The sequence below is a fragment of the Streptosporangium sandarakinum genome (assembly GCF_050942225.1).
GTDB classification, from domain to species: Bacteria; Actinomycetota; Actinomycetes; order Streptosporangiales; family Streptosporangiaceae; genus Streptosporangium; species Streptosporangium nondiastaticum.
In genome coordinates this window covers 1,006,228-1,026,758 of sequence record NZ_CP192034.1, presented here as the reverse complement: position 1 = coordinate 1,026,758, position 20,531 = coordinate 1,006,228, and the positions used below count along the sequence as shown (strand labels likewise).

35 protein-coding genes are annotated in these 20,531 nt (G+C 68.0%); 1 reads left to right on the top strand and 34 read right to left on the bottom strand.

All coding sequences use genetic code 11. The features are described 5' to 3' along the window. The first annotated feature begins 331 nt into the window (after window positions 1-331). Window positions 332-1,075 (top strand): hypothetical protein, encoded by a 744-nt coding sequence (locus tag ACQP10_RS05045; RefSeq protein WP_433540960.1) that lies wholly within the window; start codon window positions 332-334, stop codon window positions 1,073-1,075. Here the strand turns inward: ACQP10_RS05045 and truA are convergent. The 34 genes from truA to rpsJ form a co-directional block, all read right to left on the bottom strand. Continuing rightward, window positions 1,065-1,943: a tRNA pseudouridine(38-40) synthase TruA gene (gene truA / locus ACQP10_RS05040; protein ID WP_389992973.1), complete on the bottom strand. Its 879-nt coding sequence runs from the start codon at window positions 1,941-1,943 to the stop codon at window positions 1,065-1,067. The genes ACQP10_RS05045 and truA overlap by 11 nt on opposite strands. A 119-nt stretch (window positions 1,944-2,062) precedes the next feature. Then, the gene (gene rplQ, locus ACQP10_RS05035; protein ID WP_389992970.1) at window positions 2,063-2,584 is read right to left on the bottom strand and encodes a 50S ribosomal protein L17; all 522 of its coding nucleotides are present in this window, start codon (window positions 2,582-2,584) and stop codon (window positions 2,063-2,065) included. An 85-nt stretch (window positions 2,585-2,669) separates the two neighbouring features. Beyond that, window positions 2,670-3,686, bottom strand: coding sequence for a DNA-directed RNA polymerase subunit alpha (locus tag ACQP10_RS05030; protein ID WP_179819673.1), 1,017 nt, complete (start codon window positions 3,684-3,686; stop codon window positions 2,670-2,672). Window positions 3,687-3,786: 100 nt separating this feature from the next. Continuing rightward, window positions 3,787-4,413 (bottom strand): 30S ribosomal protein S4, encoded by a 627-nt coding sequence (rpsD, locus tag ACQP10_RS05025; RefSeq protein ID WP_179819674.1) that lies wholly within the window; start codon window positions 4,411-4,413, stop codon window positions 3,787-3,789. Window positions 4,414-4,433: 20 nt separating this feature from the next. Beyond that, window positions 4,434-4,838, bottom strand: coding sequence for a 30S ribosomal protein S11 (gene rpsK, locus ACQP10_RS05020; protein WP_020542285.1), 405 nt, complete (start codon window positions 4,836-4,838; stop codon window positions 4,434-4,436). A gap of 45 nt (window positions 4,839-4,883) precedes the next feature. Beyond that, window positions 4,884-5,264: a 30S ribosomal protein S13 gene (gene rpsM / locus ACQP10_RS05015; protein WP_179819675.1), complete on the bottom strand. Its 381-nt coding sequence runs from the start codon at window positions 5,262-5,264 to the stop codon at window positions 4,884-4,886. Window positions 5,265-5,480: 216 nt separating this feature from the next. Next, entirely contained in the window at window positions 5,481-5,594 is a 114-nt protein-coding gene (rpmJ, locus tag ACQP10_RS05010) for a 50S ribosomal protein L36 (protein WP_003956441.1), read from the bottom strand. 24 nt (window positions 5,595-5,618) lie between these two features. After that, window positions 5,619-5,840, bottom strand: coding sequence for a translation initiation factor IF-1 (gene infA / locus ACQP10_RS05005; protein ID WP_012887858.1), 222 nt, complete (start codon window positions 5,838-5,840; stop codon window positions 5,619-5,621). Between the two features lie 198 nt (window positions 5,841-6,038). Beyond that, window positions 6,039-6,527, bottom strand: coding sequence for a hypothetical protein (locus ACQP10_RS05000; RefSeq protein ID WP_389992965.1), 489 nt, complete (start codon window positions 6,525-6,527; stop codon window positions 6,039-6,041). Between the two features lie 254 nt (window positions 6,528-6,781). Further along, window positions 6,782-7,213: a DUF1707 SHOCT-like domain-containing protein gene (locus ACQP10_RS04995; RefSeq protein WP_346017574.1), complete on the bottom strand. Its 432-nt coding sequence runs from the start codon at window positions 7,211-7,213 to the stop codon at window positions 6,782-6,784. 52 nt (window positions 7,214-7,265) lie between these two features. Further along, the gene (gene map, locus ACQP10_RS04990) at window positions 7,266-8,084 is read right to left on the bottom strand and encodes a type I methionyl aminopeptidase (RefSeq protein ID WP_346017575.1); all 819 of its coding nucleotides are present in this window, start codon (window positions 8,082-8,084) and stop codon (window positions 7,266-7,268) included. Between the two features lie 207 nt (window positions 8,085-8,291). Then, window positions 8,292-8,942, bottom strand: a complete 651-nt coding sequence (locus tag ACQP10_RS04985) for an adenylate kinase (protein ID WP_179819679.1) — start codon at window positions 8,940-8,942, stop codon at window positions 8,292-8,294. Continuing rightward, window positions 8,942-10,258: a preprotein translocase subunit SecY gene (gene secY, locus ACQP10_RS04980; RefSeq protein ID WP_346017576.1), complete on the bottom strand. Its 1,317-nt coding sequence runs from the start codon at window positions 10,256-10,258 to the stop codon at window positions 8,942-8,944. Before secY ends, ACQP10_RS04985 begins: the two co-directional genes overlap by 1 nt. Before the next feature lie 177 nt (window positions 10,259-10,435). Continuing rightward, window positions 10,436-10,891: a 50S ribosomal protein L15 gene (gene rplO / locus ACQP10_RS04975; RefSeq protein ID WP_179819681.1), complete on the bottom strand. Its 456-nt coding sequence runs from the start codon at window positions 10,889-10,891 to the stop codon at window positions 10,436-10,438. A 2-nt stretch (window positions 10,892-10,893) separates the two neighbouring features. Further along, window positions 10,894-11,076: a 50S ribosomal protein L30 gene (rpmD, locus tag ACQP10_RS04970; RefSeq protein ID WP_068896549.1), complete on the bottom strand. Its 183-nt coding sequence runs from the start codon at window positions 11,074-11,076 to the stop codon at window positions 10,894-10,896. Between the two features lie 3 nt (window positions 11,077-11,079). Continuing rightward, the gene (gene rpsE / locus ACQP10_RS04965) at window positions 11,080-11,712 is read right to left on the bottom strand and encodes a 30S ribosomal protein S5 (RefSeq protein ID WP_179819682.1); all 633 of its coding nucleotides are present in this window, start codon (window positions 11,710-11,712) and stop codon (window positions 11,080-11,082) included. A 34-nt stretch (window positions 11,713-11,746) separates the two neighbouring features. Then, window positions 11,747-12,130, bottom strand: coding sequence for a 50S ribosomal protein L18 (gene rplR / locus ACQP10_RS04960; protein ID WP_179819683.1), 384 nt, complete (start codon window positions 12,128-12,130; stop codon window positions 11,747-11,749). 2 nt (window positions 12,131-12,132) lie between these two features. Then, on the bottom strand, window positions 12,133-12,675 hold the full coding sequence (gene rplF, locus ACQP10_RS04955; RefSeq protein WP_179819684.1) for a 50S ribosomal protein L6: 543 nt from the start codon (window positions 12,673-12,675) through the stop codon (window positions 12,133-12,135). Between the two features lie 17 nt (window positions 12,676-12,692). Next, window positions 12,693-13,091 (bottom strand): 30S ribosomal protein S8, encoded by a 399-nt coding sequence (rpsH, locus tag ACQP10_RS04950; protein ID WP_179819685.1) that lies wholly within the window; start codon window positions 13,089-13,091, stop codon window positions 12,693-12,695. A 154-nt stretch (window positions 13,092-13,245) separates the two neighbouring features. Then, complete coding sequence (locus tag ACQP10_RS04945) at window positions 13,246-13,431, bottom strand: type Z 30S ribosomal protein S14 (RefSeq protein ID WP_068896544.1); 186 nt, start codon at window positions 13,429-13,431, stop codon at window positions 13,246-13,248. A 2-nt stretch (window positions 13,432-13,433) separates the two neighbouring features. Beyond that, complete coding sequence (rplE, locus tag ACQP10_RS04940; RefSeq protein ID WP_179819686.1) at window positions 13,434-14,018, bottom strand: 50S ribosomal protein L5; 585 nt, start codon at window positions 14,016-14,018, stop codon at window positions 13,434-13,436. Continuing rightward, entirely contained in the window at window positions 14,018-14,323 is a 306-nt protein-coding gene (gene rplX, locus ACQP10_RS04935) for a 50S ribosomal protein L24 (protein ID WP_346017577.1), read from the bottom strand. Before rplX ends, rplE begins: the two co-directional genes overlap by 1 nt. Further along, window positions 14,324-14,692 (bottom strand): 50S ribosomal protein L14, encoded by a 369-nt coding sequence (gene rplN / locus ACQP10_RS04930; RefSeq protein WP_179819688.1) that lies wholly within the window; start codon window positions 14,690-14,692, stop codon window positions 14,324-14,326. Window positions 14,693-14,925: 233 nt separating this feature from the next. Further along, window positions 14,926-15,207 (bottom strand): 30S ribosomal protein S17, encoded by a 282-nt coding sequence (gene rpsQ / locus ACQP10_RS04925; protein ID WP_179819689.1) that lies wholly within the window; start codon window positions 15,205-15,207, stop codon window positions 14,926-14,928. After that, window positions 15,200-15,436 (bottom strand): 50S ribosomal protein L29, encoded by a 237-nt coding sequence (rpmC, locus tag ACQP10_RS04920; RefSeq protein ID WP_068928352.1) that lies wholly within the window; start codon window positions 15,434-15,436, stop codon window positions 15,200-15,202. Before rpmC ends, rpsQ begins: the two co-directional genes overlap by 8 nt. Then, on the bottom strand, window positions 15,436-15,855 hold the full coding sequence (gene rplP / locus ACQP10_RS04915) for a 50S ribosomal protein L16 (protein WP_012887838.1): 420 nt from the start codon (window positions 15,853-15,855) through the stop codon (window positions 15,436-15,438). Before rplP ends, rpmC begins: the two co-directional genes overlap by 1 nt. 2 nt (window positions 15,856-15,857) lie before the next feature. Then, window positions 15,858-16,703, bottom strand: a complete 846-nt coding sequence (gene rpsC, locus ACQP10_RS04910; protein WP_179819690.1) for a 30S ribosomal protein S3 — start codon at window positions 16,701-16,703, stop codon at window positions 15,858-15,860. Continuing rightward, on the bottom strand, window positions 16,703-17,056 hold the full coding sequence (gene rplV / locus ACQP10_RS04905; RefSeq protein WP_179819691.1) for a 50S ribosomal protein L22: 354 nt from the start codon (window positions 17,054-17,056) through the stop codon (window positions 16,703-16,705). Before rplV ends, rpsC begins: the two co-directional genes overlap by 1 nt. Window positions 17,057-17,091: 35 nt before the next feature. Beyond that, window positions 17,092-17,370: a 30S ribosomal protein S19 gene (gene rpsS, locus ACQP10_RS04900; RefSeq protein ID WP_179819692.1), complete on the bottom strand. Its 279-nt coding sequence runs from the start codon at window positions 17,368-17,370 to the stop codon at window positions 17,092-17,094. Between the two features lie 11 nt (window positions 17,371-17,381). Next, window positions 17,382-18,218, bottom strand: a complete 837-nt coding sequence (gene rplB, locus ACQP10_RS04895) for a 50S ribosomal protein L2 (protein ID WP_179819693.1) — start codon at window positions 18,216-18,218, stop codon at window positions 17,382-17,384. Window positions 18,219-18,310: 92 nt separating this feature from the next. Next, window positions 18,311-18,613, bottom strand: a complete 303-nt coding sequence (rplW, locus tag ACQP10_RS04890) for a 50S ribosomal protein L23 (protein WP_179819694.1) — start codon at window positions 18,611-18,613, stop codon at window positions 18,311-18,313. Further along, window positions 18,613-19,260 (bottom strand): 50S ribosomal protein L4, encoded by a 648-nt coding sequence (gene rplD / locus ACQP10_RS04885; RefSeq protein WP_346017578.1) that lies wholly within the window; start codon window positions 19,258-19,260, stop codon window positions 18,613-18,615. The genes rplW and rplD overlap by 1 nt, the downstream gene beginning before the upstream one ends. Further along, entirely contained in the window at window positions 19,257-19,910 is a 654-nt protein-coding gene (rplC, locus tag ACQP10_RS04880) for a 50S ribosomal protein L3 (RefSeq protein ID WP_346017579.1), read from the bottom strand. The genes rplD and rplC overlap by 4 nt, the downstream gene beginning before the upstream one ends. Before the next feature lie 14 nt (window positions 19,911-19,924). After that, window positions 19,925-20,233 carry a 30S ribosomal protein S10 gene (gene rpsJ, locus ACQP10_RS04875; protein WP_012887830.1) on the bottom strand — a complete coding sequence of 103 codons (309 nt, stop codon included), beginning with the start codon at window positions 20,231-20,233 and terminating at the stop codon, window positions 19,925-19,927. Between the last annotated feature and the right edge of the window lie 298 nt (window positions 20,234-20,531).

The window sequence follows — 20,531 nt, the reverse complement described above, 5'->3', positions numbered from 1 at the left end:
GCCGTACCGGACGCGGCCGCGCAGGCGCCCGCCGGACAGGCCCGGCCCGGCACGCCGGACCCGGCACGCGAGGGCGCGGCGGCCCCCGGGACCGCGGGGGCCGCCTCCCCGCGCGCCCCGGCCCGGCGCCGGCCGAGGAGGCGACCCCGCCCGGCGGCATACCGGAGCTGCCGCCGCTCTTCCCGCCCATCCCCGCGTCGCAGGCGGCCCAGCCGCCCGTCCCGATGCAGGCGGTCGCGCAGGAGCGCGGCCCCTTCACCCCACCCTCGGCGGTGGCGCCCACCCCGCCCGCGCCGTCCACCGCGCCCCCTCCGCCCGGCGGAACCGGGTCGTGATCCTGGCGGCCGCGGCGGTGGTCCTGGCGGCCGGCGTCGGCACCGGCGTCGTCCTCGTCCAGCGGTCCTCCGACGACCCGAAGCCGCCGGCCGTGGCCGAACCGGTCCCCACCGCCGGGGAGGCCGGGCCCACGGACGACCCGGCGGCCGCGGAAGAACCGAAGCTGACCGACACCCAGGTGATCAACTCGGAGAAGACCGACCCCGGCAGGATGACCGTGAAGGACGCCTTCACCAAGAAGGTCACCGTGGGCTCGGCCACCTTCGTCCGGGTCAGGACCGACGTCACCAAGCAGTGCCAGGAGGCGGCGGCCGGGAAGTTCGCCAGCGCGCTGAGCAACCGCGACTGCCGTCAGGTGCTGCGGGCGACGTACGTGGACAAGAAGCGGAAGTACGCCGTGACCACCGGGATCGCCATACTGCCTGACCGGGCGTCGGCCATCGCGGCCGACCAGGAGAAGAACCTCGGCAGCAACCTGTGGTTCCGCGGCCTGCCCGGGTCCGCCGGCTCCGGGGCCGAGCGCGTGAGCATCGCCGGTGGCTACGCGTCGGGGATGGTGTGGGGCCGCTACATCGTCTTCAGCTACGCCACCTTCAGCGACGGCCACACCCCGGCGGCCAAGGAGAAGATCCTCGGCAGGGTCAGCGGGGCCTTCCGCGACCAGACCGCCAAGGCCGTCGAGAAGCGCGCGGTGGCCGGGCAGGCGGGTCAGACCGGCGGCGCGGCCGTCACCGACTGAGCGTGCGCACCCGGCGGGTCTCTTTGGCCCGCCGGGCCAGCTCCCCGGGCTCGGGGTAGCGCACCTCCTCCAGGCACAGGCCGTGCGCCGGCGCGACGCGCACTCCGGAGTCGCGCACGGCCCGGGTCAGCACCCCGCCCGGCCAGTCCACCGGCAGGCGGCCCTCGCCGACGGGCAGCAGCGCCCCGATGAGCGCGCGGACCATCGAGTGGCAGAACGCGTCGGCCACCACGGTGGCCACCAGGACGTCGCCCTCCCGCACCCAGTCGAGCCGCTGCAGCTCGCGGATCGTGGTGGCGCCCTCGCGCTTCTTGCAGAACGCGGCGAAGTCGTGCTCGCCGAGCAGGGTCCGCGCCGCCTCGTTCAGCCTGCCGAGGTCGAGGGGCCGGCCGTACCAGATGACCTCGTGGCGCCGGAGCGGGTCCACCCCGCCGGGCGCGTCGCAGACCCGGTAGGCGTAGCGGCGGGACACCGCGGAGAACCGCGCGTCGAAGCCCTCCGGGGCCACCGTGACGCCGTACACCCTGACGTCCGGCGGCAGGACTCCGGTGAGCCTGCGGCCCAGCACGGGAAGCCGTACGGCGACGCCCTCCGCCGTTTCGAGGCCGGGGAGGGGCTCGGTCCGGCGATGCCGGCTGTCCAGCGTGCCCAGCGTCCCGGCGTCCACGTCCACGTGCGCCACCTGGCCCCGGGCGTGGACCCCCGCGTCGGTCCGGCCGGCCACGGTCAGCGCCGGCGGCTCGGGGATCCTGAGGACCTTCCCGAGCGCCTCCTCGATCTCACCCTGGACCGTCCGCCGTCCCGGCTGCCTGGCCCAGCCGGAGAAGTCGGTGCCGTCGTAGGCGAGGTCCAGGCGCAGCCGTACCACGATGTTCCTCCCATGAAGCGCGCTTTGAGCTCAGAGCCCCCAACGTGGAGCCCTTGAACGCGGAACGGGCCCGGCACCCGCGAAAGGGGATGCCGGGCCCGTTCAGCGGGCCTGACGGATCAGGCTTCGTCCTTCTTGGCCTCGGCCTCCTCGGCCTTCGGGGCCTCGGTGGTCTCCTCGGCCGGAGCCTCGGCGGCCGGGGTCTCCTCAGCCTTGGGGGCCTCGGTCTCCTCCGCCTTCGGGGCCGGGGCGGCCGGAGCCGTGGTGGTGCGGACCGTGTTCAGCGGCTCGGACACCAGCTCGATGACGGCCATCGGGGCGGCGTCGCCCTTGCGGTTACCGATCTTGGTGATCCGGGTGTAGCCACCGGGACGCTCGGCGAAGGTCGGGGCGATCTCCGTGAACAGGTGGTGGACGACGCCCTTGTCGCGGACGACGGTCATCACCTGGCGACGGTTGTGGATGTCGCCCTTCTTCGCCTTGGTGATCAGCCGCTCGGCCAGCGGGCGAAGCCGCTTGGCCTTGGCGACCGTGGTGGTGATCCGGCCGTGCTGGAACAGCTGGGTGGCCAGGTTCGACAGGATCAGCCGCTCGTGAGCAGGGCTTCCACCGAGACGGGCACCCTTGGTGGGCTGAGGCATTTCGATCTCCTTGTAGTTAACCCGCCCCGGCCGTACGAGGTACCGGGGTCGGGCCGGCGGGTCCTAGGACCCCCGATGATGAAACTCAGTACTGCTCGGTCTCGACGTACGCGCTGTCGTCGTCGTCGTAGCCGCCGCCGGCCACCGCGGTCGGGTCGAACCCGGGCGGGGAGTCCTTGAGCGCGAGCGACATCTCGTGCAGCTTCTGCTTGACCTCCTCGATGGACTTCGCACCGAAGTTGCGGATGTCCAGCAGGTCCTGCTCACTGCGGGCCACGAGCTCACCCACGGTGTGGATGCCCTCGCGCTTGAGGCAGTTGTAGGAGCGGACCGTGAGGTTCAGCTCCTCGATCGGCAGCGCCAGGTCGGCGGCCAGGGCCGCGTCCGTCGGCGACGGGCCGATGTCGATGCCCTCGGCCTCGACGTTCAGCTCGCGGGCGAGGCCGAACAGCTCGACGAGGGTCTTACCGGCCGAGGCCACCGCGTCGCGGGGCTTCATGCACGGCTTGGTCTCGACGTCCAGGATCAGACGGTCGAAGTCGGTGCGCTGCTCGACACGGGTCGCCTCGACCTTGTAGGTGACCTTGAGCACCGGGGAGTAGATGGAGTCGATCGGGATACGGCCGATCTCCTGGCCCGGCTGCTTGTTCTGCGCGGCGGAGACGTAGCCGCGACCGCGCTCGACGGTCAGCTCCATCTCCAGCTTCGCCTTGCCGTTCAGGGTGGCGATGCGCAGCTCGGGGTTGTGCACCTCGACGCCCGCGGGGGGCGCGATGTCGGCGGCGGTGACGTCGCCGGGGCCCTGCTTGCGCAGGTACATCACGACCGGCTCGTCGTGCTCGGAGGACACGACCAGCTCCTTGAGGTTCAGGATGATGTCGGTGACATCCTCCTTGACCCCCGGGACGGTCGAGAACTCGTGCAGCACGCCCTCGATGCGGATGCTCGTCACGGCCGCGCCCGGGATGGACGACAGCAGCGTGCGGCGCAGCGAGTTGCCGATGGTGTAGCCGAAGCCCGGCTCCAGCGGCTCGATGACGAACTTGGAGCGGGTCTCCTCGAGGGACTCCTCGAGGAGGGTGGGACGCTGAGCGATCAGCATGTGGGTTCTCCCCCTGGATGGCGACGCCCGCTATTTGACGTCGCTCGCTACAAACAGCATAGGTGCCGTACGGCTCAGCCGTACGGCACCCGCGTGAGCGCTACTTGGAGTAGAGCTCGACGATCAGCTGCTCCTGGACCTGCGTGTCGATCTGCTGACGGACCGGGAGCTGGTGGACCAGGATGCGCATGGCCTCGGGGGCCACACCCAGCCAGGCCGGGAAGGTGCGGTCACCGGCGGTGGCGCGGGCGACCTCGTAGGGCAGGAGGTTGCGCGAACGCTCCCGCACCTCGACGATGTCGTGCTCGCGAACGCGGTACGACGGGATGTCGACCTTCTTGCCGTTCACCAGGAAGTGGCCGTGGCGCACCTGCTGGCGGGCGGCGTCGCGGGACTCGGCGAAGCCGGCGCGGTAGACCACGTTGTCGAGACGGCTCTCCAGAATCTGGAGGAGGTTCTCGCCGGTCTTGCCGCCCTTGCGGTTGGCTTCCTCGTAGTAGTTGCGGAACTGCTTCTCGAGGATGCCGTAGATGCGGCGGGTCTTCTGCTTCTCACGAAGCTGGAGCTGGTACTCAGACTCCTTCGGACGGCCGCGGCCGTGCTCACCCGGCGGGTAAGGACGGATCTCGATGGGGCACTTCGCGGACTCGCACTTCTTGCCCTTGAGGAAGAGCTTGGTCTTCTCCCTGCGGCAGAGCTTGCAGTCCGCACCCGTGTAACGAGCCATTTTCTATCTTCTCCTGGGCGTCAGACGCGACGGCGCTTGGGCGGACGGCAGCCGTTGTGCGGCACGGGGGTGACGTCCTGGATGGACCCGACCTCGAGCCCGGTCGCCTGCAGCGAGCGGATCGCGGTCTCACGGCCGGAGCCGGGGCCCTTGACGAAGACGTCGACCTTGCGCATGCCGTGCTCCATGGCGCGGCGGGCGGCGTTCTCAGCGGCCATCTGGGCGGCGAACGGGGTGGACTTACGAGAGCCCTTGAACCCGACGTGGCCGGCGCTGGCCCAGGAGATCACGTTCCCGTTCGGGTCGGTGATCGAAACGATCGTGTTGTTGAACGTGCTCTTGATGTGGGCGTGCCCATGAGCGACGTTCTTCTTCTCCTTGCGACGCACCTTCTTGGGCGCGCCCTGGCGGCTCTTAGGAGGCATTGCTTGCCTTCACTCCTGAGGTCTTCGGTCCTGCGGCTGCGCGGACTACTTCTTACCGGGCTTCTTCTTGCCGGCGACGGTCTTCTTCTTGCCCTTGCGGGTACGCGCGTTGGTCTGCGTGCGCTGACCGTGCACGGGAAGGCCGCGGCGGTGCCGGATGCCCTGGTAGCACTGAATCTCGATCTTGCGGCGGATGTCGGCCTGGACCTCGCGGCGGAGGTCACCTTCGATCTTGAAGTTGGCCTCGATGTAGTCACGCAGCGGGACGAGCTCGTCGTCCGTGAGCTGGTGAACGCGAAGGTCGCCGCTCACACCGGTGGCCTTGAGGGCCTCCAGCGCGCGGGTGCGGCCGATTCCGTAAATGTAGGTGAGAGCGATCTCCAGCCGCTTGTCGCGGGGGAGGTCGACGCCAACCAGGCGAGCCATGGTCGGGCATTCTCCTTCGTTGTGGCGGAGGTCCTGCGCCGCACTGCCCCTCCCCATGCCCAGGGGCGAGGGCCCCGGCCTCCGACCGGGGGTCTCCCGCGTGGTCCGGCCCGGTGAGGGCCGCCTGCACGGGTGTGAGACGCGCTTGCTTTCTTCGGCCCCACATGGGACGAGTCCGCCACGTGGAGCGGACTCATGTAAGGCCTTGCTCTTCGACTAGCCCTGGCGCTGCTTGTGGCGCAGGTTGTCGCAGATCACCATGACGCGACCGTGCCGGCGGATCACCTTGCACTTGTCGCAGATCTTCTTGACGCTCGGCTTGACCTTCATAGTCCTAATTCGTCCCTCAGACGCTTACTTGTATCGGTAGACGATCCGCCCACGACTGAGGTCGTAGGGGCTCAGTTCGACGACAACCCGGTCGTCGGGAAGGATCCGGATGTAGTGCATTCGCATCCGCCCGCTGATGTGGGCCAGGACCTTGTGGCCGTTGTCGAGCTGCACCCGGAACATCGCATTCGGGAGCGACTCAACCACAGTGCCCTCGATCTCGATGGCGCCGTCTTTCTTGGCCATGGCCCTCGCGTTTCACTGATCGGTCGTCTGAGGCATCGGAACACTAAGCAGCCGCGACCACGCGCTTCGATGAGAGCGACGGTTGCGAACCGCCGACGCGCAATGGTCATAGTGAACCGAAGAAGGAGTGTACGGCACCGGGCGGTGAAATGCGAAACAGACGGCCGGTACCTTGACACAACCGCTATCCAGGATACCTCAGATCGGGCCGTCCCCTTGCGCAGGCGAGGTCTCGCGGTCGCCGCGCGCCCGGCGGCCGATCGCCAGTGTCAGCCCCGCCCCCAGCACCGTCACCACGGTGGCGAGCGCCCCGAACAGCCACAGCGTCCGGACGGCGGACGCCGCCTCCGCCTCCCGGTCCGGGTCCCCGCCGGAGTGCCCGGCTGGCAGCGGCGCGCCCACCGTGAACGTGCCGTTGTACGGCCCGCCCCGGACGCAGCGGACCGTGACGACGTAGGAGCCGGGGGTGGTGTCGAAGCCGACGCGGGCGGTGCCGTACATCGCGCCGTCGTGGTCGCCGAGCCGGGCGGAGGTGGTGTCGAAGGCGGCGGAGTAGGCGACGGCGGGGGCGACGCACGGGTCGACGGAGACGATCACGAGCTGTCCCGGGCGGGCCGTGGACGGGGTGACGCTCACGTCGTCCCCCGCGGCGGCGCCGCCGGAGAGCACGAACACGGCCGCGCACATCCCGAGGACTCTCACGCACGTCGCGACGTCGCGACCAGGCCCCATCGCCCACCCCCACCTCACGGCCCACCGATGGCGATCATGTACCCGGCCGCCCGGGGACCAAGATCCTCAGGGGGTAAAGATCACGCACAACGCCGGAAAGGCCCTCCGGCGGCGGACCGCCGGAGGGCCTTTCCGGAAGATGAGGGTCTCGTACGGCCACGGCCCGGCCGTACGGCGCCGGCCGGGCCGGGCCCGGCGCCGGGGGACCGTCAGGGATCCCGGCGGCGGCCCGAGCCGGAGAACATCGTGATGACCAGCAGGACCATGCCCCACGGCCCCATCACCCACAGCGGCCAGGGATAGGCGAAGTCGAGACCGCTCACCAGGCCGACGAAGAACCAGATCCCCCAGTTGATGGCGCCGACCACCGCCCAGGCCTGCCACGCCTCCTTGAGGTCGCCGGACCCCTTGCCGGACTTGGCCTTCCCGCTCCGCTCCGGCTGCCGGGAGACGGGCTCGGGAAGGCTCCGCAGGTCGACGTCGGGGAGGTCGGAGGTCAGCCGGGCCAGCTCGCCGTAGGTCTTGCTGGTGTAGAGCTGCTCCAGACGCTCGTCGAACTCCTCCGTGGTGAGCCGGCCCTGCGCGTAGTGCTCCCTCAGCGCCGCGGCGACCCTGTCACGGTCTCCGTCAGAGGCTCGCATCTCCGGACCAACCGCCATCGGCATCACATCCGCTCACCGGCGGGCAGATCGCCTAGCCCGCGTCTCCCAACAGGTCGGCAAGCCGCTCTCTTCCCCCGTCAAGGGCGGTCAGTACCCACGGACCATTATCGGTCACCGCGACGCTGTGTTCGAAGTGCGCGGAGGCCTTTCCGTCGACGGTCACGACGGTCCAGTCGTCGGCCAGCACCCTGGTCCGGTCGGTGCCGAGGTTCAGCATCGGCTCCACGGCGAGGCACATGCCCGCCTCGAAGCGCGGCCCCCGGCCCGGGCGGCCGTGGTTGGCGACCCACGGGTCCATGTGCATCTCGGTGCCGATGCCGTGCCCGCCGTACTCCTGGGGGATGCCGTAGCGGCCCTGGGAGCGGACGTACCTCTCGATCTCGTGGCCGATGTCGGAGAGGTGGCGGCCGACGGTGAGCGCGGCGATGCCCCGCCACATGGCCTCCTCGGTGACCCGCATCAGCTCGGTCAGCTTGGGATCCACCTCGCCCACCGGGATCGTGACGGCGGAGTCGCCGTGCCAGCCGTCGAGGATGGCCCCGCAGTCGATCGAGATGATGTCGCCCTCGCGCAGCGGGCGCCGGTCGCTCGGGATCCCGTGGACGACCTCGTTGTTCACCGACGCGCAGATCGTCGCCGGGAAGCCCTGGTAGCCCTTGAAGGAGGGGATCGCGCCCTCGTCCCTGATGGCCTTCTCCGCGATGCCGTCGAGGTCCAGCGGGGTCATCCCCGGCTGGACGCTCTCGCGGAGCAGTTGCAGCGTCCGGCCGACCACCAGGCCCGCCGCCCGCATCTTCTCCAGCTGCTCGGGCGTCTTCAGCTGGATTCCGTGCCTGTTCTTCTTGAACACGTGCGCACCCCCTGGGGTGGTTCAACGGGCGGTCGAGGGGCCCAATTCCCCCGATTCTGCCCTAAATGACAACACGCCACCCGTGGGGTTTCCATGGGTGGCGTGCTGAATGACATGTCTCCGGACTTCCGGTCCCGGCTCCGCGGGTCGTTCCCCGGGAACGGGACCCGAGCCGGGCCGTTCCCGGTCCGGGACGTGGTCGGGCCGCTAGTCGGCGAAGGGACGCAGGGCCTCCATCGCGCGCTGGGTGATCTCCTCCACCGGTCCGGTGGCGTCCACGCCGACCAGGAGGTTCTCGTCGGCGTAGAAGGAGACGAGCGGGGCGGTCTGCTCCTGGTAGACCTCCAGCCGGTGGCGGACGGTCTCCTCGGAGTCGTCCTCACGCTGGTACAGCCGGCCGCCGCAGACGTCGCAGACGTCGTCCTTCTTGTCGTCGAAGTCGACGTGCCAGATGCGGCCGCACTGGCCGCAGGTACGGCGGCCCGCCAGCCTGCGCACGACCTCCTCGTCGTCGACCACGAGCTCGAGGACGACGTCGAGGGCCGCGCCGAACTCCGAGAGCATCTTCTTCAGGATCTCGGCCTGGGGCACGTTCCTGGGGAAGCCGTCGAGCAGGAAACCGTCCTGCGCGTCGCTCTCCGAGAGGCGGTCGCGGACCATCGCGATCGTCACCTCGTCGGGCACGAGGTCGCCGCGGTCCATGTACTCCTTGGCAATCCTGCCGAGCTCCGTGCCGCCCGAGACGTTGGCACGGAAGATGTCACCTGTCGAGATCTTCGGGATGGACAGGTTCGATGCGATGAACTGGGCCTGCGTCCCCTTACCCGCTCCGGGGGGCCCGACCAGGACGAGACGCACTACTTCAGGAAGCCTTCGTAGTTGCGCTGCTGAAGCTGGCTCTCGATCTGCTTCACGGTGTCGAGACCGACACCAACCATGATCAGAATGCTCGTTCCTCCGAACGGGAAGTTCTGACTCGCACCGACGACCGCGAGCGCGACGATCGGCACCATGGAGATCAGGCCCAGGTACAGCGCGCCGGGAGCGGTCAGCCTCGTGAGCACATAGTTCAGGTACTCAGCCGTCGGCCGGCCCGGGCGGATGCCCGGGATGAAACCACCGTACTTCTTCATGTTGTCGGCCACTTCAACGGGGTTGAAGGTGATGGACACGTAGAAGTAGGTGAAGAAGACGATGAGCACGAAGAAGGTGGCCATGTACGCCGGGGTGTCGCCCCGCACCAGGTTCTGCTCGATCCACTGGACGACCTGGTTCGGCTCCTCCGCGGAGTTGCTGAAGAGGGTCGTGAGCAGCTGCGGGAGATACAGCAGCGAGGAGGCGAAGATGACGGGGATGATGCCCGCCTGGTTCACCTTCAGGGGGATGTAGGTCGAGGTCCCGCCGTACATCCGGCGGCCGACCATTCGCTTGGCGTACTGCACGGGGACCCGGCGTTGCGCCTGCTCGACCATGACCACCAGGGCGATCATCGCGATACCGGTGATGATCACCACCGCGAAGACGAAGGCGCCCTTCTGGCGGGCGATGTTCAGCAGCTCGGCCGGGAAGACCGCGATCACCTGGGTGAAGATCAGGATGGACATGCCGTTGCCGACGCCGCGGTCGGTGACGAGCTCACCCAGCCACATGATGACGCCGGTGCCGGCGGTCATCGTCAGCACCATCGTGACGATGGCGAAGATGTTGTCCTTGTCGATGAGGATCTCCTCGCGGCACTGCGGGAACAGCTGCCCGCTGCGCGCGAGGGCGATGAAGGCGGTGGACTGCAGGATCGCCAGGCCGATCGTCAGATAACGCGTGTACTGCGTGATCTTCGTCTGGCCCGCCTGCCCCTCCTTCTTCAGCGCCTCCAGCCGGGGAATGACCACCACGAGGAGCTGGAGGATGATGCTCGCGGTGATGTAGGGCATGATGCCCAGCGCGAACACTGAAAGTTTCAGCAGGGCGCCACCGCTGAACAGCTGCACCATGCCGTAGATGTTTCCGGAATCGCCGGCCTGCGCCTGCTGGAGGCATCGGGCGATGTTCTCGTTGTTTACACCCGGGGTCGGAAGAACCGAGCCGAGTCGGAAAAGCGCGATGATGCCCAGTGTGAAGAGCAGCTTCTTACGCAGGTCCGGCGTACGGAACGCTCGGGTAAACGCGGTCAGCACGGTCCCTCCTGCGCGCCTGAAAGGCGAGGTCGGTCAACTATGGTGCGGGGGTGGCGCATCTTTACTATCTCAAGTCAACGAGCCCGCGTGAGTAGTCGAAGCCCACTGTCCAGCGAACTCTAACGCACTACGGGCGCGGGGGCCCATTATGAGCCCCCGCGCCACGTCATGCCATGCCTACAGCTCGGAGACGGAGCCACCGGCAGCGGCGATCTTCTCCTTCGCGCTGGCGGAGAAGGCGTGCGCCTGCACGTTCAACGCCACGGAGATGTCGCCGGTACCGAGCACCTTCACCGGCTGCTTCTTGCGAACCGCACCCCTGGCGATCAGCGCCTCGATGGTGACGTCGCCACCCTCGGGGAAGAGCTCGCCGAGCCTGTCCAGATTGACGACCTGGTAGGTCGTCTTGAACATGGCGTTGGAGAAGCCCTTCAGCTTGGGCAGGCGACGCTGGAGCGGAACGTTGCCACCCTCGAAACCGGGGGTGTTGGTGGTCCTGGCGTGCGTGCCCTTGGTGCCACGACCCGCGGTCTTGCCCTTGGACGCCTCGCCGCGACCCTTGCGGACCTTCGACTTGTTGGCGCCGGGAGCCGGCCGCAGGTGGTGAATACGGAGCGGAGTGTTCTCTGCCATGTCTAGTCGACCTCTTCCACGGTGACGAGGTGCGTCACCACGGAGACCATGCCGCGGATCTCCGGGCGGTCCTCCTTGACGACGACATCGCCGATGCGCTTCAGACCGAGCGAGCGCAGCGAGTCACGCTGGTTCTGCTTGCCACCGATCTTCGAGCGAACCTGAGTGATCTTCAGGCGTGCCATCGCCTAGCTCACCGCCTTAGCCGCCGCGGCCTCGGCGATGCCCTCGGCACGAGCCTTGAGCATGGCCTTGGGCGCGACGTCCTCGATCGGCAGGCCACGGCGGGCGGCGATCTCCTCGGGCCTGCTGAGGCCCTTCAGAGCCGCCACGGTGGCGTGCACGATGTTGATCGGGTTGTCCGAGCCCAGGGACTTGGACAGCACGTCGTGGATGCCGGCGCACTCCAGCACGGCGCGCACCGGACCACCGGCGATGACGCCGGTACCGGGCGAGGCCGGGCGGAGGAAGACGACACCGGCCGCCTCCTCACCCTGCACGATGTGCGGGATGGTGCCCTGGATGCGGGGCACGCGGAAGAAGTGCTTCTTGGCCTCCTCGACGCCCTTGGCGATGGCCGCGGGCACCTCCTTGGCCTTGCCGTAGCCGACGCCGACCAGACCGTTGCCGTCGCCGACGACGACGAGGGCGGTGAAGCTGAAGCGCCGACCACCCTTCACGACCTTGGCCACTCGGTTGATCTTCACGACGCGCTCGATGTACGAGACGCCCTTGTCAGCGTTGCCACCGCGGCGGTCGTCACGACGACCATCACGCCGCTCGCCACCGGCGGCACCACCGCGACGCGGTGCTCCAGCCATTAGTGGTTCCTCTTCTCATTCGTAAGACGGGCCATCAGAACTCCAGCCCGCCTTCGCGGGCGCTGTCCGCGAGGGCCGCGATGCGACCCGCGTAGCGGTTGCCACCGCGGTCGAACACGACGGCGGTGATCCCGGCGGCCTTGGCCCGCTGAGCGAGAAGCTCGCCGACCTGCTTGGCCTTGTCGGTCTTGGCGCCGGCGGCCGAACGCAGGGAGGCGTCCATGGTGGAGGCGCTCACCAGCGTGTGGCCCTGAGCGTCGTCGACGATCTGGACGAACAGGTGCCGCGTGGAGCGGTTGACGACCAGGCGGGGACGCTCGGCCGTACCGACGACCTTCTTGCGGACTCGGCCGTGGCGGCGGGCCCGCGAGACGGCGCGGGCGGCCGTGTGCTTGCCGAACGCAGTCTTGCCAGCCATGCCTACTTACCAGCCTTTCCGACCTTGCGGCGGACAACCTCGCCCTGGTAGCGCACACCCTTGCCCTTGTACGGGTCGGGCTTGCGCAGCTTGCGGATGTTCGCGGCGATCTCGCCGACCTTCTGCTTGTCGATGCCGTCCACGTGGAACAGCGTCGGCTTCTCGACGCGGAAGGAGATGCCCTCCGGCGCGTCGATGATCACCGGGTGGCTGAAGCCGAGCGAGAACTCAAGCTGGGTCGGGCCCTTGGCCTGGACGCGGTAACCGACGCCCACGATCTCCAGGGTCTTGGAGTATCCCTGGGTCACACCGGTCACCATGTTGGCGATCAGCGTGCGGGACAGGCCGTGCAGCGCACGGATCTTGTTCTCGTCGCTGGGGCGCGTGACGGTCACATTGCCGTCCTCACCCTTGGCGACCTCGATCGGCTCAGCGACCGTGTGTGAAAGCGTGCCCTTGGGGCCCTTGACCGTGACATTCCGGCCATCGATGGCGATGTCCACGCCGTTCGGTACAGGGATGGGCAGCCGTCCGATTCGCGACATGCTGTGACTTCTCCCTTCTACCAAACGAAGGCGAGGACTTCCCCGCCCACTCCACGCTTGCTGGCCTGCTTGTCGGTCATCAGACCGCCGGACGTCGAAATGATCGCGACGCCCAGCCCGCCCAGAACCCGAGGCAGGTTGTCCTTCTTCGCATAGACCCGCAGGCCGGGCTTGGAGACCCGGCGCAGGCCAGAGAGCGAACGCTCACGGTTCTGCCCGAACTTGAGCTCCACCACGAGGTTCTTTCCAACCTTGGCGTCTTCGACGCTCCAGGACTGGATGTAACCCTCCTGCTGGAGGATCTCGGCGATGTGCGCCTTGATCTTCGAGTACGGCATCGCCACGGTGTCGTGGTACGCCGAGTTCGCGTTTCGCAGACGCGTGAGCATGTCTGCGATCGGGTCGGTCATCGTCATGGCCGGTGGCCTTCCTCACCGCGGTTTCCCCAGGGGACCTGCGGTGCGGTCATGGGCGCCTGGAACGGCGCCCGGTGAATGGACTTACTGATGTGGCCGGCGGCGCCGCGCGGCTCCACGTGTCCCTGTGGGACCCGTACGGCCGCGCGGACGGCTACCAGCTCGACTTGGTGATGCCGGGCAGCTCGCCCCGGTGCGCCATCTCGCGGAAGCAGATGCGGCACAGGCCGAACTTCCGGAAAACGGCGCGCGGGCGACCACAGCGCGAGCACCGAGTGTACGCCCGGACCTCGAACTTGGCCTTGCGAGCAGCCTTGACCTTGAGCGACGTCTTCGCCATGATCAGGCCTCCTTGAAGGGGAATCCGAGGTGCTTGAGCAGCGCCCGGCCCTGGTCGTCGGTCTTAGCGGTGGTCACGACCGTGATGTCCATGCCCCGCTGGCGGTCGATCTTGTCCTGGTCGACCTCGTGGAACATGACCTGCTCGGTGAGGCCGAAGGTGTAGTTGCCGTTGCCGTCGAACTGCTTGGGCGACAGACCGCGGAAGTCGCGGATACGCGGCAGCGCCAGCGACAGCAGCCGGTCCAGGAACTCCCACATCCGGTCGCCGCGCAGCGTGACGTGGGCGCCGATCGGCATGCCCTCACGCAGCTTGAACTGGGCGATGGACTTGCGGGCCCGGACGACGGCCGGCTTCTGACCGGTGATCGCGGTGAGGTCGCGGACGGCGCCTTCGATGAGCTTCGAGTCGCGAGCGGCCTCGCCGACGCCCATGTTCACCTTGATCTTGGTGATCGTGGGCACCAGCATGATGTTCTCGATCCCGAACTCCTCGCGCAGCTTCGCGATGATCTCCTCGCGGTAACGCTGCTTGAGGCGCGGGGCGGGCCGCGCGGCCTGGACGGTCTCGGTGGTCTCAGCGGTCATCAGTTGTCCTCACCCGACTCGTCGGAGGCGGACTTGGCCGACTCCTTCTTGGCAGGCTTCTCGTCATCCTTGAGCTTCTTGACGTTGCTCACGTGGATGGGAGCCTCCATGGTCTGCACACCGCCGGTCTTGGCGCCGCGCGGGCCCTGGTGGGTCTCCTTGGAGTGCTTCTTGATCAGGTTGACGCCCTCGACCACCACGCGCTCATCACGCGGGAAGGCGGCGATCACCCGGCCCTTGGCACCCTTGTCCTTGCCGGCGATGACCTGAACCAGGTCACCCTTCTTCACGTGAAGCTTCGGCATTTACAACACCTCCGGCGCGAGCGAGATGATGCGCATGAACTTCTTGTCACGCAGCTCGCGTCCGACCGGACCGAAGATACGCGTGCCACGAGGGTCACCGCTGTCCTTGATGATGACGGCGGCGTTCTCGTCGAAGCGGATGTAGGAGCCGTCGGGCCGGCGGCGCTCCTTGACAGTGCGGACGACGACCGCCTTGACGACGTCGCCCTTCTTCACGGTGCCGCCCGGAATGGCGTCCTTGACCGTGGCGACGATGATGTCGCCGATTCCCGCGTAGCGCCGGCCTGAGCCACCGAGCACCCGGATGCAAAGGATCTCCTTGGCACCCGTGTTGTCGGCGACCTTGAGCCGCGACTCCTGCTGGATCACTTGTACTCCTGTTTGTCTCGCCGGTTCTCACCCTCGGGTGAGCCTTGCGGAACCTGCTGGGTCTTTTTCCCCCGGGACAGCCCTGCGGGCGGGTCCGCCCGTCGCAGCCTACGCGGTGCGACGGGGTTCTGCCGCCTGCGGGCCGCCGCCGCAGGCGGGGCGAAGGTCTTCTTCGCCCCCTTGGACACCACCGTGGGGAGTGAACGGATCACTCCCCACGGGGCGCGCGTTCTTTACTTGGCCTTCTCGAGGATCTCGACGACCCGCCAGCGCTTGCTGGCCGACAGCGGCCGGGTCTCCATCAGAAGGACGCGGTCGCCGACGCCGCAGGCGTTGGCCTCGTCGTGCGCCTTGTACTTGGTCGTCCGGCGGATGACCTTGCCGTACAGCGGGTGCTTGACGCGGTCCTCAACGGCGACCACGACGGTCTTGTCCATCTTGTCGCTGACGACCAGGCCCTCACGGGTCTTGCGGTAGTTCCGCGCCTGGGTCGTGCTCTCAGCGGTCTCAGCCATCGATCGACTCCTTCTCAACCGTAACGATGCCGAGCTCCCGCTCACGCATCACGGTGTAGATACGGGCGATCTCGCGGCGGACGGCGCGCAGCCGCCCATGGCTCTCCAACTGGCCGGTCGCGGCCTGGAAGCGGAGGTTGAACAGCTCCTCCTTGGCTTCCTTCAGCTTCTGGACCAGGGTGTCCTGGTCCTCCGCCCGCAGCTCACCGGCGGTCAGGCCCTTAGCCATCACGCCTCACCCACTTCACGCTTGACGAACCGGCACTTCATCGGGAGCTTGTGCATCGCACGACGCAGAGCCTCACGAGCCACCGGCTCGGCGACGCCCGACAGCTCGAACATGACGCGGCCGGGCTTGACGTTGGCGATCCACCACTCCGGCGAACCCTTACCGGAACCCATGCGGGTCTCGGCCGGCTTCTTGGTCAGCGGACGGTCCGGGTAGATGTTGATCCAGACCTTGCCGCCACGCTTGATGTGCCGGGTCATCGCGATACGAGCCGACTCGATCTGGCGGTTGGTCACGTAGGAGTGCTCAAGCGCCTGGATGCCGAACTCGCCGAACACGACCCTGGTGCCACCCTTGGCGGCGCCGTGACGGTCAGGCCGGTGCTGCTTGCGGTGCTTGACCCTGCGAGGGATCAGCATGGTCAGCTCCCTTCAGCACCCGGCTGCGTAGCCGGGCCGGTCTCGGGGGCAGCCTGCGAGGCCGCCTCGTTCCTGGGGGCGCGGTCGCCGCGACCGGCGCCACCGCGGCGCGGACGGTCACCGGCGCCACGACGAGGACGGTCGGCGCCGCCACGACGGTCGTCGCGGTCGCGACGCTGACCGGCGCGGGCGCCGGCGGCGGCCGCCTCGCGCTCGGCGCGGCTGGTCGGGGCCTCACCCTTGTAGATCCACACCTTCACGCCGATGCGGCCGAAGGTGGTGCGGGCCTCGTAGAGGCCGTAGTCGATGTCGGCGCGGAGCGTGTGCAGGGGCACGCGGCCCTCGCGGTAGAACTCCGAACGCGACATCTCGGCGCCGCCCAGACGGCCGGAGCACTGCACCCGGATGCCCTTGGCGCCGCTCTTCATCGCCGACTGCATCGCCTTGCGCATGGCCCGCCGGAACGAGACACGGCTGGACAGCTGCTCGGCCACACCCTGCGCGACGAGCTGGGCGTCGATCTCGGGGTTCTTGACCTCGAGGATGTTCAGCTGGACCTGCTTCTTGGTCAGCTTCTCGAGGTCACCGCGGATCCGGTCGGCCTCGGCGCCGCGGCGGCCGATGACGATGCCCGGACGGGCGGTGTGGATGTCGACCTGTACCCGGTCGGTGGTCCGCTCGATCTCCACCTTGGAGATGCCGGCCCGCTCCATGCCCTTCTTGAGCATGCGGCGGATCGCCACGTCCTCGGCGACGTACGACTTGTAGAGCTTGTCGGCATACCACCGGCTCTTGAAGTCGGTCGTGATGCCGAGGCGGAACCCGTGCGGGTTTACCTTCTGACCCACTAGCGGGTCCTCCCCTTCGGCTCGCGGGACTCCACGATCACGGTGATGTGGCTCGTCCGCTTGTTGATCCGATAGGCACGACCCTGGGCGCGGGGACGGAACCGCTTCAGGGTCGGGCCCTCGTCGACCCACGCACGGCTCACGAAGAGCGTGTCGCGGTCGAGCTTGAAGTTGTGCTCCGCGTTCGCAATGGCGCTCGACAGCACCTTGTACACGGTCTCGCTCGCCGCCTGGGGAGCGAACTGCAGCACGGCCTGCGCCTCCGAAGCGGGCAGCCCGCGAATGAGGTCCACCACACGGCGGGCCTTCATGGGCGTGTGGCGCGCGAACCGCACCTGAGCCCTGGCTTCCATCGCTTACTCCTCTTACTTCTGCTTCGCTGAGGCGCTTACCGCCGGCTGCGGCGGTCTTCCTTGACGTGGCTGCGGAACGTCCGCGTGGGGGCGAACTCGCCGAGCTTGTGACCGATCATCGACTCGGTGACGAACACCGGGACATGCTTGCGGCCGTCGTGGACGGCGATCGTGTGACCGAGCATGTCGGGCACGATCATGGAGCGCCGCGACCACGTCTTGATGACGTTCTTGGTGCCCTTCTCGTTCTGCGAGTCCACCTTCTTCTGAAGGTGGTCGTCCACGAAGGGACCCTTCTTAAGGCTACGTGGCATTTTGGCTGCTCCTACCGCTTCTTCCGCTTGGTCCTACGGCGGATGATCAGCCGGTCGCTGGCCTTGTTCGCCGCACGAGTACGACCCTCGGGCTTGCCCTTGGGGTTCACCGGGTGACGGCCGCCGGAGGTCTTACCCTCACCACCACCGTGCGGGTGGTCGACCGGGTTCATCGCGACACCGCGAACGGTGGGGCGCTTGCCCTTCCACCGCATACGGCCGGCCTTACCCCAGTTGATGTTGCCCTGCTCGGCGTTGCCGACCTGGCCGATGGAGGCCCGGCAGCGGACGTCGACCTGGCGCATTTCGCCGGAGGGCATGCGCAGCGTGGCGTACTGGCCCTCCTTGGCGAGAAGCTGGATCTGCGCACCGGCGGACCGGCCCAGCTTGGCGCCACCGCCCGGACGGAGCTCCACCGCGTGGATGAAGGTACCGGTCGGGATGTTGCGCAGCGGGAGGCAGTTACCCGGCTTGATGTCGGCCGTGGGGCCGTTCTCGATCAGGTCGCCCTGCTTGAGACCGGTCGGGCAGAGGATGTAGCGCTTCTCCCCGTCGGCGTAGTGCAGCAGTGCGATGCGGGAGGTGCGGTTCGGGTCGTACTCGATGTGAGCGACCTTGGCCGGGATCCCGTCCTTGTCGTGGCGCCGGAAGTCGATGATCCGGTAGGCGCGCTTGTGGCCGCCGCCCTGGTGGCGGGTGGTGACCCTGCCGTGGACGTTGCGGCCGCCCTTGCTGTGCAGGGGCGCCAGCAGCGACTTCTCGGGCGTGCTGCGCGTGATCTCGGCGAAGTCCGAGACGCTGGCGCCGCGGCGACCCGGGGTCGTCGGCTTGAGCTTACGGATGCCCATCTTTTTCGTTCATCCTTTGTCGGTTGATCCGGCCGAATGCCCCCCGTCGTGGGACGGGGGGCGCTCCGGCCGGGTACTTACGTGCGAGCGGGTCAGCCGACCTGACCGAAGATGTCGATCCGGTCGCCTTCGACCAGGCTCACGATCGCGCGCTTGGTGCTGGGACGCTGGCCGAAGCCGAACTTGGTCCGCTTGCGCTTGCCCTGGCGGTTGATGGTGTTGACGCTGGCCACCTTGACGCCGAAGATCTGCTCAATGGCGATCTTGACCTGCGTCTTGTTGGCCGTCTTCCGCACCAGGAACGTGTACTTGTTGTGCTCGTCGATCAGGCCGTAGCTCTTCTCGGAGACAACCGGCTTGATGATGATGTCGCGCGGGTCGGCGATCTTCTCCATCAGGCGTCTTCCTTCCCGCTCTTGCCCAGACGCGCCACGACCTGGTCGTACGCCGCCTGGGTGAAAACGACGTCGTCGTAGCAGAGCACGTCGTAGGTGTTCAGCTGTCCCGCGTCCAGCAGGTGGACCTCGGGAGCGTTACGCAGGCTGAGCCAGGTGAGCTCGTCACCCTCGTCGACGACGACGAGGACGCTGCGAGCCTGCGTGATCTTCCGCAGCGACTCCAGGGCCGCCTTGGTCTTCGGGGTCTCGCCCTCGACCAGGCCGCTGACCACGTGAATGCGGCCGCCGCCGGCCCGGTCGGAGAGGGCGCCGCGCAGCGCGGCGGCCTTCATCTTCTTGGGCGTCTTCTGGCTGTAGTCCCGCGGGACCGGGCCGTGGACGGTGCCACCGCCGGCGAACTGCGGGGCGCGGGTCGAGCCCTGGCGGGCGCGGCCGGTGCCCTTCTGGCGGTACGGCTTCTTGCCGCCGCCGCTGACCTCACCGCGGGTCTTGGCCTTGTGGGTGCCCTGCCGGCGAGCGGCGAGCTGGGCCACGACGACCTGGTGGATCAGAGGAATGTTGACCTTGGCGCCGAAGATGTCTTCGGGCAGGTCGACGGTGCCCGACTTGGCCCCGCGCACGTCGAGGACGTCAATGGTGCTCACTTGGCAGCCCCCTTCTTGGCAGAGGTGCGGACGAGGACCAGGCTGCCGTTGGCGCCGGGGATCGCACCCTTGATCAGGATGAGATTCTTCTCGGCGTCCACAGCGTGGACCTTGAGGCTCTGGATGGTGGTGCGGACGTTGCCCATCCGACCGGCCATGCGCAGGCCCTTGAAGACGCGGCCCGGGGTGGCGCAGCCACCGATGGAACCCGGCGAGCGGTGCTTGCGCTGGGTACCGTGCGAAGCGCCCAGACCCCCGAAGCCGTGCCGCTTCATGACACCGGCGAAGCCCTTGCCCTTGCTCTTGCCCGTCACGTCGACGAACTGGCCGGCCTCGAAGGTGTCGGCCAGAAGCTCCTGGCCGAGGGTGTAGTCGCTCGCGTCGTCGGTACGGATCTCCGCGAAGTAACGGCGCGGGGTGATGTCGTGCTTGCGGAGGTAGTCGCCGAGCGGCTTGTTGACCTTCCGGGGGTCGACCTGCCCGAAGCCGAGCTGGATGGCGGAGTAGCCGTCCTTCTCGGTGGTGCGGACGCGGGTCACCACGCACGGACCGGCCTCGACGACGGTCACCGGGACCATCCGGTTGTCCGCGTCGAAGACCTGGGTCATGCCGAGCTTCTTGCCCAGGACGCCCTTGATCTGCTTAGCCATGTCAGTGCGTTCCCTCAGAGCTTGATCGAGATGTCAACGCCGGCGGGAAGGTCGAGTCGCATGAGCGAGTCGACCGTCTTCGGCGTCGGGTCGATGATGTCAATGAGCCGCTTGTGCGTGCGCATCTCGAAGTGCTCGCGGCTGTCCTTGTACTTGTGCGGCGAGCGGATGACGCAGTACACGTTCTTCTCGGTCGGCAGCGGAACCGGGCCCGCGACCTTAGCGCCAGTCCGCGTCACCGTCTCGACGATCTTCTTGGCCGAGCTGTCGATGACCTCGTGGTCATAGGCCTTGAGCCGGATGCGGATCTTCTGTCCCGCCATAATGGCCTCGGTGTCCTTCGCTGTCGTCTGAAAAAGTTGCGTGCGGCCTGTGGCCGCTATGTGATGGCCGAGTCCGCCGGGCCTGGCGGCCCGCGCCGTCTCCGGCGTGGCGTCCTCGTCCGTGCCCCACGTAGCAGACGCTTACGGTCTGCGCTTTCTTCCGTGATCTGGCAGTTACTTCGGTCACTTCGGCCGAACCAACTGCGAGATCACGGTTCGTGGGTCTCGCCCGGCGGCGCGCGCCGTACGGCACGGCCACCTCGTGGTGCGGCGGCCGGCCCTCTGAGTCGAGGGCCGA